The sequence below is a fragment of the Cupriavidus sp. a3 genome (genome assembly GCF_051015765.1).
In the GTDB taxonomy this organism is placed as follows: domain Bacteria; phylum Pseudomonadota; class Gammaproteobacteria; order Burkholderiales; family Burkholderiaceae; genus Cupriavidus; species Cupriavidus oxalaticus_A.
In genome coordinates, this window is the sequence record NZ_CP170645.1 from 105529 (window position 1) to 120783 (window position 15255).

The following is a 15255-nucleotide window of genomic DNA, read 5'->3' on the forward strand; positions in this document are numbered from 1 at the left end:
ACTGACACCATGAAGATCTCCCGCCTCCTTCCGGCCACCATTGCCACCCTGTTTGCTTCGCTGGCGCTGCTGCCGGCCGTCCATGGCGCGCCGTTGCGCATCGGCGTCACACCGGGCGCACTCGCCGACTCCGTCGAAGTAGCGGCCGCCGAAGCGCGTAAACAGGGCCTCGACGTGAAGGTCGTCGAGTTCACGGACTGGACCACGCCCAATGTCGCGCTGTCGTCCGGCGACCTCGACGTGAACTACTTCCAGCACCAGGCGTTCCTCGACAACGCCATCAAGGAACGCGGCTACAAGTTCCGCAGCGTGGCGCTCGGCGTGCTGCCGAACATCGGCCTGTATTCGAGCCACATGAAGCGCTTCGACGAACTGAAGGAAGGCGCGCGCGTCGGCGTGGCGAGCGATCCGGTCAACCAGGGCCGCGGCCTGTTGCTGCTGCAGAAGGCTGGCCTCGTCAAGCTGCGCGACGGCGTGGGCGCAAAAGGCAGCGTCAACGACATCGTCGCGAATCCGAAGAAGCTCAAGCTGATCGAGATAGAGGGACCGCAACTGGTCCGCGCGCTGGACGACGTAGACCTGGCGCAGGGCTACCCCGCGCACTTCGTTAACGCCGGCAAGGCCCAAGTGGCCGGTGCCGGGTTGCTGTACTCCGGCATCGACGATACATATTTCGCCATCCGCTTCGTCACGCGCGAGGACAACGCCGCAGATCCGCGCGTGGCGCGCTTCGTGAAGATCTACCAGGACTCGCCAGCGGTCCGCAAGCAGCTCGGCACGTCCTACGCCAACAACGACAAGCTGTACAGCCTGCCGTGGCTCAAGGCGCAGCCGTGACACACAAGGGACTGCCATGAGCCTGGCCACTGCATTGCTGCGCCGCGGGTTCCTGCCCGCCGCGACACGCTCCGACGCCGCCACCGCCACGCGTGACGGCCATGCGCGGACTGCGACCGGCGCCGTTCGCTTCGAACGCGTGAGCAAGCGTTATGCGAGCGGCGCCGGTATCGTCCAGGCGCTCAGCAACATCGATCTCGACATACCGCCCGGCGGCATCTTCGGCATCATCGGGCGCAGCGGCGCCGGAAAATCCACGCTGCTGCGCACCATCAACCGGCTCGAGGCTCCAACGGATGGACGCGTGCTGGTCGACGGGCAGGATATCGCGACGCTCGACGAAAACGGCCTCGTGACACTGCGCCGCCGTATCGGCATGATCTTCCAGCATTTCAACCTGCTTTCGGCGAAGACGGTACGCGAGAACGTGGCGCTGCCGCTGAAGGTAGCCGGCGTGCCGCGCGACGCCATTGCGCGGCGCGTGGACGAGGTGCTCGCCTTGGTTGGACTCGAAGGCAAGCACGATACCTATCCCGGCCGCCTGTCGGGCGGACAGAAGCAGCGTGTCGGCATTGCGCGCGCGCTCGTACACCACCCTGAGATCCTGCTGTGCGATGAAGCCACATCCGCGCTGGATCCTGAAACCACGCAATCGATCCTGCAGTTGCTGCGCAACATCAACCAGCACCTCGGGCTCACCATCGTGCTGATCACGCACGAGATGCGCGTGATCCGCGAAATCTGCGACCAGGTGCTGGTTCTGGAGCACGGCGCCATCGCCGAAGCCGGTCCCGTATGGCAGGTATTTGGCCAGCCGCGGCACGCGGCGACGCAGGCGCTGCTGGCGCCGCTGACACCGGGACTGCCGCAAGACATCGTCGCGCGGCTGCTACCCGAGCCGCCGGCGGGGCCGCACCGGCGCATCGCCGAACTGCACTATGCAAGCAGTGGCGAGCACGCGCCGGACCTCGCCAGCCTGGCCGCCGGACTCGGCACGGGCGCGCAGCTGCTGCACGGCAGCCTGGACCGCATCCAGGGCCACACGCAAGGCCGCCTGCTGTTGTCACTGGCAGGCACCGGCACGGATCCAGATTCGCTGCGCTCTCCCCTTTCCCCATACGTGAAAACACTGGGCTATGTCACCGATTCTTATTGAACGCCTCTGGCAAGGATTTCTCGATACGCTGACGATGGTCGGCGCATCGGCCGCCATTGCCGTGCTGGCGGGTGTCCCGCTCGCGCTCGTGCTCGTGGTCACCGCTCCCGGTGGCATGCGGCCGGCGCCGCGCCTGCATCGCGTGCTCGGCAGCGTGGTCAACAGCTTCCGCGCCACGCCGTTCATCGTGCTGCTGGTGGCGCTGCTGCCGTTCACGCGGCTGGTCGTCGGTGCAACCATCGGCGTCTGGGCCGCGGTGGTGCCGCTGGCGGTCAGCGCCACGCCGTTCTTTGCACGCATTGCGGAAATCAGCCTGCGCCAGGTCGATGCAGGCCTGGTCGAGGCCGCACAGGCCATGGGCTGCCGGCGCCGGCATATCCTGCTGCACGTGCTGCTGCCGGAAGCGCTGCCCGGTATAGTCGGCGGCTTTACCATCACCGTCGTTTCGCTGATTGGTGCCTCAGCCATGGCCGGCGCGGTCGGCGCGGGCGGACTTGGCGACCTTGCTATCCGGTATGGCTACCAACGGTTCGATACCACCGTGATGGCGGTCGTCATCGTGATCCTGATTGCGCTAGTCACGGTCGTGCAGGCAAGTGGCGACCGCCTGGTGCATCGCTTGCGAGAGCGCTAAATACTGTGTAACAAGAGAAGCCATTTGTTCGGCATCCGAATGGATCTGCTTGCCGTCGACCCCCGCGACGGGCAAGGCATGCATGAAATTCGACGAGTCTTGGTCGCGCTGGTGCGGATGGCCTGCAGGCTATCACGCCGTGGCTCGCAGTTGCTGAGGGCCCGCCATGAGCGCGCAGACCCACTTCGCCCGGCCTGGCACGATCGCACTGGAAGCGGCATTGTCAGGTTGCCGGCTCGGTCGCGTAAGATGGCGCTATGAAGAAGACAAGCTCGCTCTATCACGGCCATCGCTTTCCCGCCGCAGTCATCAGCAGCGCGGTGCGCTGGTACCTCCGGTTCAATCCGAGCCTGCGCGACATCGAGGAGCTGCTCTTCGAGCGCGGCGTGGTCGTAACCTATGGGACCATCCGTTGCTGGTGCGACAAATTCGGGCCCCACTTTGCTCACCGGGTGAAAGCCGAGCGGCGCAAACCGGGAAGCACCTGGCATTTCGATGAAGTGTTCGTGACGCTGCGCGGCGAGCCATACCTGCTGTGGCGCGCAGTAGACGAGCATGGCGCCGAACTCGACATTCTGCCGCAACAGCGGCCGACAAGGCTGCGGCCAAACGCTTCTTCAAGCGGCTGCTTCGCTCATGCCCAGTACCGAGCAAGATCGTCACCGATCAGTTGCGCATCAATCCTGCGGCAAGGCTCACGTCCCGGAATTGGCGAACGTTAGGCTCGTATTCGTCAAGGCTGCTGCCCGCGTCAACAATCGAGCCGAGAACTTCATCCCAGATGCGCGTTCACTAAAAACCGAACTGAAACACGCGTTGCACGACTACCTACGGACCGAGCTGGCAGTCCGCGGCGCTATGACGCGGCTGCAGACAACGCCTTGGGAAAGCAAGGACTGCCTCGCGCTGCAGTTCACGGATATCCTGGCCGGTATCGTCTGGGCGCACCACGAGTTCGGCAACAGTGCCGCGTATCGAGCAGCAAATCCGGCAATCCGTCAGAAGACGTTGTTCTTTCCGCGCTGATTTGCAGCGCATTAGCCGGTAAAAGAATAACAGGCGCCGGCGGGACCGAGGACGGAGACTCCCCACCCTCGCAGTTGCCTCCGAGGAAGTCGCGGGACATCAGCGTCACGCCTTCCCAGTGTCCGGCAATTCGATAAGGCAACGTTTCGTGCCCTATCGCCGCGTTCCGGCAACGCCGGCCTCTAGCGACCCCGGCCCCGCGCGCCGCGGCTACTCCCAGGCCTAGGCTAGCGAAAGCACAACGGCTGCACCCCGTTCCTGTCGTTCGGCAGGCGCGGACATCTCTCTTTGCGACCAGCCATGGGAGCGCCAGACGAGTTGGGGCGTCGCTGCACCCTGTACCTCTGCCCCGCATCTCGACGCGCGACATGTCTGTCACCAGGGTTACGACCGGTCTCCACCCTCCTCCGCAAGCTTGGCAATCAGCTCCACCAGCCACCTCAGGCCGGCGTCGCTGTCACGAGCCGCGGTCCAAATCGCCGCCACGGTGTAGTCCGGCATTGGCACAGGCGACTGAAACGGGTGCAGCCCGTGGTCCGTGCACCATTGCTCGGCCAGTACCTCTGGCACCGTTGCCAGCGCGGCAATGCGCTGCAAGATCGCCGGCACGCTGGCAAAACGTGCGCTGCTGTAGCACACGTGGCGGGCGTGTCCCTCCGTGGCCAGCCAGGCGTCCGCGGCACTGTCGAAGGCGCCGCGATAGGACACCAGCACATGCGGGAGGCGCAGGTAGTTGGACAGCGACAGGCATTTGTCGCCATCGAGCGGGGCAGCGCCATAGACACAGCGAAAGCCCATGGTGCGCAGCTCGCATTCACGGCGCCAGGCCGGGCCTTTGGCGAACGGGCCCACGCCGAGATCCATCCCGTTGCGCTCCAGCATGTCGGTGCCGCGGAACGGGTCGGTTGGCACGATTGAAAGTCGCACCTGCGGCGCGAGTTCCCGGAGCTGCGTAAGCATGCGCGGCGCCAACCACAGTTCGACCCAGTCGGGCATGCCGACCACGAAGGTGCGGTCTGAAGTTCGCGGGTCGAACTCGCGGCGCTGAAGCAGCGCGGCCTCAATCTGCGCAAGCGCCGGCATCAGATGCCGTTCCAGTTCGAGCGCCCGCTCGGTCGGCGCCATGCCTTGCGCGGTGCGACCCAGCAGCGGGTCGTCGAACAATTCGCGCAGTCGCGCTAGTGCACCGCTGACCGCGGGCTGGCCAAGGTGCAGGCGCGCCGCGGCGCGCGACACGCTGCGTTCGCACAGCAGCACGGACAGCGTCACAAGCAGGTTCAGGTCGACACCACGAAAATGGCTTTCCTTGATACTCACGCTGTTTTCCTTGTCTGGTAGACGGCCCGCACTGAAGCATCACCCGAAAGCAGACCGCATGGCAACTGCTCGCTACAGCGCGGGCGTGGTGGGCGGAGCACGGCGGTGCTGAGTCAGCTGCTCGAACGCGGACGCCATGGCCAGCAGTGTGGCATCGCTGCCGGCCAGGCCGAGCCAGGACACGCCCGCAGGTACGCCGGCGGCGGTAATGCCCATCGGCACGCTGACCTCGGGCACGCCGGCGGCGCTGGCCAGATGCATCGCGGCCAGCGGCTGCCCGGCCCGGCAATGGTAACTGGCATCGGCCATGTCGAAGCGCGGCGAGGCGGGGCACGCGAGCGTCGGGAAGACCAGCGCATCGAGGCCGTGGGCCATCAAGTGTTCGCTGAGCAGGCCACGCCAGCGCCGCGCCGCGGCAACGCCGGCTCCGGGCGGCTGGTCTCGTGTCGCGATTGCGTGGCGCAGCGCAGCCAGGGTCAGCGGATTGACCGCGCGGGCGCCGGCGTCGCCCCCGGCTTCCATGCGCCTGAGAAGTTCGGCGGCGCTGTGCGGCGCAGCGGCCGCCGCCTGCGCCAAATACTGGTCGAGTCCGCGCACCGATTCAACGCGCGTGATCTCGCCAAGTACATCTGTGTACAGAGTCAGCGCGCCAGCGGGCAGGCGCACGGGAATGGCCTGGGCGCCTGCGGCCTGCATCGCTGCGGTCGCGATGCCGAACAACGCGTCAATTTCATCGTTGCCACCGGCGAAATCCGCCACGATGCCAAGCCTGCGGCCGGCTAGCGTTTCCGGTTGCGTGCCAAAGCCGTGCCCCGGCGCCAGCACGGCCATCACCAGCGCCACATCGGCCGCACTGCGGCCCAGTGGCCCGACGGTGTCGAACGACGCCGCCAGCGGCAGCACGCCGGTGCTGTCAAGCAGGCCATGGGTTGGACGTAAACCTGCCAGAGCGTGCACACAGGCCGGCCCGCGCACTGAGCCGAACGAGTCGGTGCCGAGCCCGAACGCGGCGAAGCTGGCTGCTACCGACGCACCTGTGCCGCTGCTGGAACCGCTGGCATTGCGCGACAGGCGATAGGGGTTCAGCGTGAGCCCGTTCGCCGAGCTATAGCCGAAGCGTCCGTTGGACGCCGCCAGCTCCGACATACTGGACTTGGCCAGTACGATGGCGCCGGCTGCACAAAGCCGCGCCACGCACGCGGCATCGGTGCGCGGGTAGGCCTCGCGCAGCGCCGTGCAACCGGCCGTGGTCGGCATGCCGGCAACATCGATGTTGTCCTTGACTACCATCGGTATGCCGTGCAACGCCCCGCGGGGACCGTGTGCGCGCAGTTCCTCGTCGAGCAAGCGCGCATTGTCCATCGCGGCGGCGTTCACGCCGCTAATGGCGTTGATGCAGGGGCCGGCCTGGTCGAAGGCCGCGATGCGGGCGAGAAAGGATGCAACCATCGCCTGCGCGGACGTTCGGCCGGTGCGCATGGCCTCAGCGAGGTCGCTTAGTGAAGCCTCGAACGGATCAAAGCGGGCAAATTGAGCAGGGGAAACGGCGGGCATCGGTCTCACTGGCGAGATTGGGATGCATTGCATATTGGCTACCCGGCGCCGCCTAGGCAATGGATGTTTCGTCGCAGGTTCTTTCCATACCGGAATGAATAGATGACAATAGCCACAGCCCTCCACGCTGCACCGCCCATGAAAAGCACACCCGGACGCCACTTGCCCGCGCTGGCGAATTTGATCGCGCTCGAGACCACGGCACGCAACGGCAGCGTCACCGGCGCAGCCGAAGAGTTGTGCCTGACGCAGAGTGCGGTGAGCAAGCAGATTACCGAGCTGGAAGATTTTCTTGGTGCGCGCATGCTGAATCGCCGCAAAGGCGCAGTGGCGGCAACCCCCGCCGGCGAGGAATACCTCAGGAGCGTGCGCAAGGCGCTCGCCATGCTCGAGGAAGCGACGCTGGAAGTCCAGTCAGGCCGCGCCGCGGGCGGCCGGCTCAACCTTTCGGTGCCGGTGTCGCTCGGCAATATTTGGCTGCTACCGCGCCTGCTCAGGTTTGCCAAGGAACAGCCACAGATCCAGCTGAACGTCACCACCAAAGTTGGCCCGGTCGACCTGGAAAGCACTGGGCTCGATGCCGCGATCATGTATTGCGGCGCGCCGCCGCCGCGCCATTTCGCGCTGAAGGTCATGCCGCTGGAACTCTATCCGGTGTGCGCGCCCGAGCTGCTCCCCGGCGGCGGCACGCTGGCCAAGGCGCTCAAGCGCATGCCCTTGTTGCACCAGATCGCGGCGCTGGAGGCGTGGCCGGCCTACTTGCAGCAGATGGGGATACGGCTGGCGCATCCTGACGATGGCCCGCGCTACGGCCTACTCACCATGGGACTGCAGGCCGCAGTGAGCGGCATGGGCATAGCCCTGCTGCCCGACTACGTGACCACTGATGACATAAAGGCGGGACGACTGCTGCGCGTGGCCACCGAGCCCTACGTTTCGCCCAAGGCTTACTACTTCATCTGCCTCGAAGAGAAGCGCGACAGCCCTGCGATGCAGACTTTTATCGCGTGGCTGCAGCAGCAAACCGCAGGCGGGCGCCAGGCGCCGTAGGCTACTGCGCCCGCGCCGCGTCTGCCCGCACCAGCGTGGAGGTGACGAAACGCCCCGGGCGGCTGCTGACAGGTATCCCGTCGCGCAGCGTGGCCTGTCCGGCGACGAACACATGGCGCACGCCTGTTGCGGGCCGCTGCGGGTCTTCGAACGTGGCACGGTCTTGGATCGTTGCCGGATCGAACACAGTGATATCCGCGACATGGCCGGTACGCAACTCGCCGCGCCGCTCCAGCCCGAAGCGCTGCGCGGCCATGCCGGTCATCTTGTGCACCGCGCGCTCCAACGGAAACAAGCCCAGGTCGCGCGAATACAACCCTAGCACGCGCGGAAATGTACCCCACAGCCGCGGGTGCGGCGTTTCGTCCGAAGGGATGCCATCCGAGCCGACCATGGTATCCGGATAGGACAGGATGTCGCGCACGTCGGCCTCATCCATGATGAAGTACACGGCGCCGCCCGGCACCAGTGCCTGCGCCACCTCGAGTCGAGTCCGGCCCCACTCCTGCGCCAGATCTTCCAGGTAGCGCCCGGCGGCTTCCGGATGCTGGGCCGACCAGGTGATCAGGATGCGGTCGCATTGCGTGACGCGCTCGGGGCGCAGCATGGTCGACGACGCCGCGTACGGATAGCAGTCGAGGCACAGCGGCATGGTCCGGGCCAGGCTGCGCACCTGCGCCAGCGTGTCGCGGCTGCGTCCGTGATTCTGCTTGCCCACCAGCTTGTGGTGCGAGATCACCGTCGATACGCCCAGCGCCTTGCCAATGCGCGCGGTCTCGTCAATCGCCTCGGCGATTTTGTCGCTCTCGTCGCGGATATGCGAAACCAGCACGCCGCCGAGCCGCTGCATCGGCTCGCACATGCGCACGATTTCTTCCTCGGGTGCCGCCGCCGAAGGCGGATAGAAGGTGCCGGTCGACACGCCGATCGCTCCTTGCAGCAATGCGTCTTCCACGTCCTGCCGCATGCGCTCGATTTCCGCGTCGTTGGCGGCTACGCCAAGCTGCGGCACGTGCCGTGCGCGCAGCGTCGACTGGCCGACCAGCACCGCCACATTGACCGCCGCGGGGCTGGCCGCGAACGACTCGCGGTACGCATGCACCGAATCGAAGCGGTACCCGCCACGCATGATGTCGAGCGGCGCCGGCGGAATGCTGTCGGTGACCAGGGGAAACAAGCTGATGCCACAGTTTCCGGCGATGATGGTGGTAACGCCCTGCGTCACCTTGGGCAGCATCTCGGGCGACTGGAACACCATCCAGTCGTCATGGGTGTGGGTGTCGATAAAGCCGGGCGCCACGATCAGTCCGGCGGCATCCACCTCGGTGCCGGCACGCGACGGGCCGAGGTCGCCGATTGAGACAATCTCGCCGTCGCGAACTCCCAGGTCGGCCGTGCGGCGCGGTGCGCCGGTGCCATCGATCAGGTCGCCGTTGCGGATTATCAGGTCATATTGCGTATGCATGGTGCTTGGATTTCCTCAGTTCAGTCGACCCTGGCGCCGCTCTTGCGCACCAGGTCGCCAAACTTGACGGTTTCAGATGTGATCAGCGCCCGGAAGTCGCGCGCGCTGCCGCCGAGCGGTTCGAACGACAGCTTGTCGAGTTGCGCGCGGAATGCCGGATCGCGGATCAGCGCGTTGACTTCGCGGTTCAGCCTTTCGATGACCTCGGCGGGCGTGCCCGGCGCCGCCACCAATCCGGCCCAAGCGGTCAGCTCGTAGCCCTTCAGGCCCGCCTCGCCCATGGTCGGCAGGTCGGGAAAGTGCGGCGAGCGCTGACTCGACGTGACCGCCAGTGCTCGCACGCGCTTTGACGTGACATAAGGCCCGATCGACGGCACGTTGTCGAACATCAGTTGCACGTTGTTGCCAACCAGATCCTGCAGCGCCGGCGTGCTGCCCTTGTATGGCACATGCGTGATATTCAGATTGGCCATCACTTTGAACAGCTCTCCGCCGAGGTGGCTGGTAGTGCCGTTGCCGGCCGAACCCATCGACAGCTTGCCGGGGTTGGCGCGCGCATAGGAGATCAGTTCCTGCGCCGACATTACCGGTAGCGAATTATTGACGGCGAGGATATTGAAGGTCGTGACCAGTCCAACGATGGGGACTAGCTTGTCGGGGTCGTAGGGCAGCTTGCTGTACAGAAAGCGGTTTGTAGCCAGCGTGGCATTGTTGCCATAACCGATGGTGTAGCCGTCCGCAGGTGCCGCCAGCAGCGCCTGCATGCCTATATTGCCGCCGGCACCGGGCCGGTTCTCGACTACCACCGCCTGGCCTAGGCGCCGTGACAGCCCCTCGCCGAACAAACGCGCGACGATATCGGGCGCGCCGCCCGGTGCGGTCGGCACGATTAGGCGCACCGGCTTGTCCGGCCACGCCGCCCCTGCCATGCCTGGCGTCCCGGCCATGATGCCTAGAACGCCGATCGCCCCGACGGCCAGGCCCTTTACCGCTAGTTTTTTCATCTGCTGTCCCCTTCTGTGGTGTCTTGGTGTGATTCAGTATCAGCGACGCACCGGGGACGTCCTAGTGAAGTTTTGTGGGTGATTATTTCCGTGGCGGAATGCACGGCGGTGTGCCGGACGACATCACCTGTGGCGATAGTCCCAATCAGTCCAATCGATTTGCGCGATGCTGGACCGACTACCACAATGGCGCCATGTTCGCGAGTCACTACGAGGCTATGCCATGAAGTTGTCCCATTCCGCATCTATGCAACGTCTGTGGCGCGGCGCGCTGCTGGTCGGTGTGATGTTGTGTTCATCATTTGCCCTGCCCGGCTACGCCGCCGCGCCGCAGGTCGGTGTCCAAGCGCCTGGCTACTACCGGATGATGCTCGGCAAGTTCGAGATCACGGCCCTGTCTGATGGCACCGTCGACGTGCCGCTGAACAAGCTGCTCAAGGACGCCCCGCACGAGCGAATTACCGCGCTGCAGGCGCGGCACCGGATTGGCTGGGGTACGAAGAAATAGCGACGCGGAAGTGTTATTTCGTGATTGTGAATCTATGGAGACTTGCCTTGTTGCAAAGCTAATGGGCTGGTTTGCTGTCGATCCAGGTGGTTAATTGCGTTTTTGGCGCAGTGGTAAATCTCGCGAAGGTGACATTCAAATTCCCTGAACATGTCATTTTTGCGCTCGGGTAATCTCGCCCCCTTTGCGAAGTAAAGTTGGGGCTCCCGCACTTTGTGTGACGGCCGAGTCAGGGCCTTTCCCGCCGAGGCGGCGTACGTTGATCGTTACCCGTGTGGGTAAGCGTTTCACCTCCAGCGACGTGCAATGGGACACCATTACTGCTTTGTGGATGCGTGCGGACCCATCGATCGAGATCGTCGCCAGGGACCGAGCGGGGGCCTATTCCGAAGCGGTCGACATCGCGCTGCCGGCAGTCACGTAAGGCTCGGATCGCTGGCATCTGCTGAGCAACCTGCGCGACAATCTAGAGAGGTTGCTATACCGACTCAGGCCACAACTGCGCCAAGCCACCCAGAAGCGTCTGGGCGATCAGCGACGCGCCACGCTACTGGCGTTGTACAAGCAACTGATGGCGCTACGCGCTCACGGCGGCTCGATGAAAGGAATTGCGCGCGAGCTTTGAAATCAGCAACGTAACCGTGCGCATGTTCATCACTGGAGGGAGATTACTCCCCGAGCGCGCACCCAACGCGTGGGGGTCCGACGCCTTTGGACCCCTATCGCGATTATGAGGAACGGATCGTCCAGAGCTGTCGCTTTCCTGTAAGACCCACTTTTACTTCACTTCACCACAAATTTGATGGCCGTCGCAAAAGTTCTGACGAATCGTTATATGGGGAAGGCCGATGGCGGTGGCTGCCGAACCCGGTGCGTGCGCGTGCCTCGGTCGGAGGGAAACGAAATCGATCCATGTGTGCTGAAACGTAGTAGATGATTACAGAATCAGAATGGTTTGGATACGGACACATAGAAACTGCGTCGCGGCGAATATTGAGGTGCGCCCACACCAATGCCAGTCCCGTCCCTAAGTTGATAGGAACGATCGAACAGATTGATTACAGTAAATCGTGATTTTATCTTTCCGAAAACGGAAACATCAAACTTTCGCTCCAACGCGATGTTGAATTGAATATAGGCCGGAAGATGGGTTGTGTTGGCAAAGCCATTTCGAAGGCCACTTCCATAGATAGCGTCCGCTGTCAGTAGCGTACCATCCCACAGATACGAGGCGCCGAATGATGCCGCGACGGTTTGCTCGTGGTCCAGATGCGCCCAATTGCTGGCGATAAAAGCCTGCTCCATGGGACTGAAATTAAACTGGCCCGTTTCAATGCCTTTTCCGCGTGCACGTGAAATGCTGAGATTAAGGTATGATGCGAAGTTGCCATTACGATAACTCGCAGTACCTTCGATGCCGTAGATCTTGCCGCGTCCGAAATTGAAAGAAGAGAAGATCAGCGCATTACCAAACTGCCCCTCATCCTGCAAGTGGCGAGATCTCCGAAAATATGCATCGAGGCCAAGCGTCAGGTTACGTGTGACCTGGTGAGAAACTCCCACATCGAAGTAATCCGACCGTTCGGACCGTACCGAATTATTGGCGTCCGAAGGTAAAGCACTCGTTGTGCCGACAAACTTTGACACATCAGTGGCATCGATCTTTTCCGTTGCAGGAGGCGTGAAGTAGCGTGCGTAGCCGGCGTGCAACCGCGTAATGTTGGAAAATTCATAGATTAGTCCGATGCGAGGACTCAATTGTTGTTCATCCACGACCGTTCTAACCTGATCGTAGCGTGCGCCATAATTTATGATTAGCTTTTCTGTAGCAGTCCATTCGTCTTGCAGGTAGATGCCGATGGTAGTTCCGGTGTGGCTTGTGTTGTCGACGATCCCAAATGGCACGCTGCTGACTTGCATGCCATCGGCTCCAGCGGGAAACACACTGGATGTATTGCGCACACCAAATTGTTCGCGCTGCGCGAACACGCCGCTGCGAACTGTGTGCCGCTGATTGAGAACATAGCTGACATCCGTCTGGATGCCATACGCGTCATTGCTACGTGCAATGTAGGATGCAATGCCGTTGTATACCAAGTCCCCGACGGGATCGGGAGTGTATTCCAGGCGGCTCTTCCGGTGAAACAGCGAGATCTGGTAATCCAGTGCTTCCGATACTTTTCTTTGGTACGAGAGTATCTGGAAATCTGTCTTCTCCCGCTGGCTCGAAGTCAGGTCCTCCGAAGCCGGTGCATTCGCACCGACAAGCGTGAATTGGGGTGTGATGCCCGGTCGGTTTGGGATTTCGAACCGGCTGTTGGCGCTCCCAAAGAGGAAACTGACACGGCTGTCATTGTTTAAAAGATAGGAGAGCATCCCGAACGCCTTGCGCTGATTCGTATGATCGTGAATCGCCTGGCTTCCGCCTGTAGGATTCTCGATGCCAAGATTATTCTCAACGAAGGATCCACTTAAGTAATAACTCACGTGACCCAGTTTGCCCTGGACTTGCGCATTCACTTCGCGGTCGGTATGGCTGCCAATCACGCCTCCGACTTCGCCACCAATGCTCTTTGGTTCGCCTGTCTCATCCGTCTCGGTTCCTTTGGTGCGAATGTCAACCACGCCTGCGGTTCTGTATCCATATTGTGCCGGCAGAGCGCCTGTTATCAGCCTGATCTCGTCGGCGAAGCGTGTGTCCAGCATCTGCCCGAAGCCGCTAATCGGTTCGGGGACGATGACACCGTTGATGCGATACTGGAGATTGGAGTGATCGCCGCGCACATGCAGTTGCCCAAAGGAGCCTTGGACGACTCCAGGCGCTCTTAGTAGAACCTGGTTAAGAGGAGTGTTTTCTCCCATTGGCAGCGCATTGATGTCGCTACCGTCAAAGCGATAGACCGAACTACCTGTTTGCGGCGACAGCGCGTTGCGCGCGTCATCCAATCGCTTCGCTGTAACAACGATGGCACCCAGAGTCTTGTCGCTTTCTGTGGCTGCCCGGTCCGTGGAAGGAGGAAACGAAGCGGTAACAGGTTCGGATGGCACCGATTGGGCGTGAACGGCCATGGTGAGCATCGAGGCCGTGCCGGCCGCCACGCATCGGAACGGTAAGCAAAAGAAGGATTTCACTGCGATTCACAAAAATGATTCGGGCTGGGAGGCAGACTGATTGCGGCATGAAGGCGCCTGCGTCGCTTCCAACTCGTTTGGTGTCGTGATGGCTGAAGGACAGGTCGGGCACCGTGCATCATCACGGCGCCTTCGGCCGAAGCCGGTGCGGTCCGGGCAGCTATTCTTCAATGCGCACAGAACCCCGGGACTTCACTGACAAAATCAAAGTTCAAGGATCGGGCACTACAGACCATGCACGCTTACGCCAACGGCTTGCAGGAACAGGATGGCGTTCATTAGTAGTACGCCTGCGGCGCAAAGGCTTGCCACGCCAATGATTAGAGTACGGTTCCGATACCGCCCCATGAATTCGGCTCTGGACGTGAACCAGACGAGTGCGATCATCGGAAACGGCAAGGCAAGACTGAGCACTACCAGACTCATGACGAGCACTTGTGCCGCATTTGCACCGAGCGCTATCACCGTGAAAATCAGGATCATCGGGATTGTGCGTCGCAACAAGCTCGGCATTTGCCTGCCAATGAAGCCTTGCATGATTACCTGCGCGGTCTTCTCGCCCACGACCGAGCTTGATATCCCCGAGGCGACCAGGGACCACAGGAAGATCCCTGCAGCAGCGATGCCGAGAAACGGCGCGAACGTATGGGATCCCGCTTCAATTTTCGCCACGACAGGATGCCCCTCGTGAAAGGCACCAGCCGCCATGATGACCATGGCCATGTTGATTAACCCTGCTACCGTCAATGCAGCGACGATTTCATAGTTGGAATTTTCCGGTCGCTTCTCCTGCCCGGATTCCAGCTTTACGCAAGCACGCCCCTGGGCGATTCCGGAGTGCAAGAACAGTGCGTGTGGCATGATGGTCGCTCCCAGGAGGCCAGCAGCGAACGTTACGGTTTTGACATCGGGCGGTTCAAACTTGAATAGGTGTGGCACAAAGCCGGACCAAGAAATCGAGGCAATGAACAATTCAGCGAGATAGGACAAGCCAATGAAACCCACCAGGCCACCGATCACCAGCTCGAGTGGTGGGTACTCGCTCTTCTCGATGATCCATATGAGATATGCCGCGATCGCCATGACGATCATGCCGACCAGCAGCGGCAAGTGAAATAGCACACTCAAACCTATCGCTCCACCCAGGAGCTGTGCCACGCCTGTAGCCGTCGCGGCAATTTCACTGATCACCCACAACAAGTGAACCAGAGGCTTAGGAAAATGATCTCGGCAGAGTTCCGCGAGATTTTGCCCTGTGACAATCCCGAGTTTGGCGGAAAGCGACTGAAACAGCATGGCAATTACATTTGCCAGTAGCACAATCCAAAGCAATGAATAATCGTAGGTTCCGCCAGTTTGAGTATTCCCCGCAAAGTTTCCCGGATCCATATATGCGACCGATACGATCGCGGCGGGCCCCAGAAATGGCAGAAATCCGGACAAGCTGTTCCGACGCGCCTCCATCGTGGCTTCCATCACGACATCCACAGCCACTTTTCCCCCGCTGTCATCCATTTTCCACCTTTAATTATTTGTTCTGAGTCATGCCTCTATCTTCTTCTTTGTTTCGTG

At 62.1% G+C, this 15255-nt stretch carries 12 protein-coding genes and 1 pseudogene; 7 read left to right on the forward strand and 6 right to left on the reverse strand.

Annotated elements, in window-relative coordinates; all coding sequences use genetic code 11:
• Positions 1–9: 9 nt before the first annotated feature.
• The 4 genes and pseudogenes from ACAD63_RS33335 to ACAD63_RS33350 all read left to right on the forward strand — a co-directional run.
• Positions 10–837: a MetQ/NlpA family ABC transporter substrate-binding protein gene (locus ACAD63_RS33335; protein WP_434034983.1), complete on the forward strand. Its 828-nt coding sequence runs from the start codon at positions 10–12 to the stop codon at positions 835–837.
• 16 nt (positions 838–853) lie between these two features.
• Positions 854–1993 (forward strand): methionine ABC transporter ATP-binding protein, encoded by a 1140-nt coding sequence (locus ACAD63_RS33340; protein ID WP_434034984.1) that lies wholly within the window; start codon positions 854–856, stop codon positions 1991–1993.
• Positions 1974–2627, forward strand: a complete 654-nt coding sequence (locus tag ACAD63_RS33345) for a methionine ABC transporter permease (RefSeq protein WP_115682615.1) — start codon at positions 1974–1976, stop codon at positions 2625–2627. The genes ACAD63_RS33340 and ACAD63_RS33345 overlap by 20 nt, the downstream gene beginning before the upstream one ends.
• A 257-nt stretch (positions 2628–2884) precedes the next feature.
• A pseudogene (locus tag ACAD63_RS33350) lies at positions 2885–3398 on the forward strand (IS6 family transposase); the annotation flags it as partial.
• A 639-nt stretch (positions 3399–4037) separates the two neighbouring features.
• On the opposite strand, the gene ACAD63_RS33355 reads toward ACAD63_RS33350, so the two are convergent.
• Positions 4038–4970, reverse strand: a complete 933-nt coding sequence (locus tag ACAD63_RS33355; RefSeq protein ID WP_434034985.1) for a LysR substrate-binding domain-containing protein — start codon at positions 4968–4970, stop codon at positions 4038–4040.
• 72 nt (positions 4971–5042) lie between these two features.
• A complete protein-coding gene (locus ACAD63_RS33360) occupies positions 5043–6449 on the reverse strand; it encodes an amidase family protein (RefSeq protein ID WP_434034986.1) in 1407 nt (468 codons plus the stop codon).
• A 213-nt stretch (positions 6450–6662) separates the two neighbouring features.
• Between ACAD63_RS33360 and ACAD63_RS33365 the strand changes: the two genes are divergently transcribed.
• Positions 6663–7574, forward strand: coding sequence for a LysR substrate-binding domain-containing protein (locus ACAD63_RS33365; protein ID WP_434034987.1), 912 nt, complete (start codon positions 6663–6665; stop codon positions 7572–7574).
• 1 nt (position 7575) lies between these two features.
• On the opposite strand, the gene ACAD63_RS33370 is transcribed toward ACAD63_RS33365, so the two are convergent.
• The gene (locus tag ACAD63_RS33370) at positions 7576–9039 is read right to left on the reverse strand and encodes an N-acyl-D-amino-acid deacylase family protein (protein ID WP_434034988.1); all 1464 of its coding nucleotides are present in this window, start codon (positions 9037–9039) and stop codon (positions 7576–7578) included.
• Between the two features lie 20 nt (positions 9040–9059).
• A complete protein-coding gene (locus tag ACAD63_RS33375; protein WP_434034989.1) occupies positions 9060–10043 on the reverse strand; it encodes a Bug family tripartite tricarboxylate transporter substrate binding protein in 984 nt (327 codons plus the stop codon).
• Positions 10044–10266: 223 nt separating this feature from the next.
• Here ACAD63_RS33375 and ACAD63_RS33380 point away from each other — a divergent pair, with 223 nt between their 5' ends.
• The gene (locus ACAD63_RS33380; RefSeq protein WP_434034990.1) at positions 10267–10551 is read left to right on the forward strand and encodes a hypothetical protein; all 285 of its coding nucleotides are present in this window, start codon (positions 10267–10269) and stop codon (positions 10549–10551) included.
• A 274-nt stretch (positions 10552–10825) separates the two neighbouring features.
• Positions 10826–10975 carry a hypothetical protein gene (locus ACAD63_RS33385; RefSeq protein ID WP_434034991.1) on the forward strand — a complete coding sequence of 50 codons (150 nt, stop codon included), beginning with the start codon at positions 10826–10828 and terminating at the stop codon, positions 10973–10975.
• A gap of 521 nt (positions 10976–11496) precedes the next feature.
• Here ACAD63_RS33385 and ACAD63_RS33390 read toward each other — a convergent pair.
• Both ACAD63_RS33390 and ACAD63_RS33395 read right to left on the reverse strand, forming a co-directional pair.
• Entirely contained in the window at positions 11497–13629 is a 2133-nt protein-coding gene (locus ACAD63_RS33390; protein WP_434035074.1) for a TonB-dependent receptor, read from the reverse strand.
• A gap of 279 nt (positions 13630–13908) precedes the next feature.
• Complete coding sequence (locus ACAD63_RS33395; protein WP_434034992.1) at positions 13909–15159, reverse strand: Nramp family divalent metal transporter; 1251 nt, start codon at positions 15157–15159, stop codon at positions 13909–13911.
• Positions 15160–15255 lie beyond the last annotated feature (96 nt).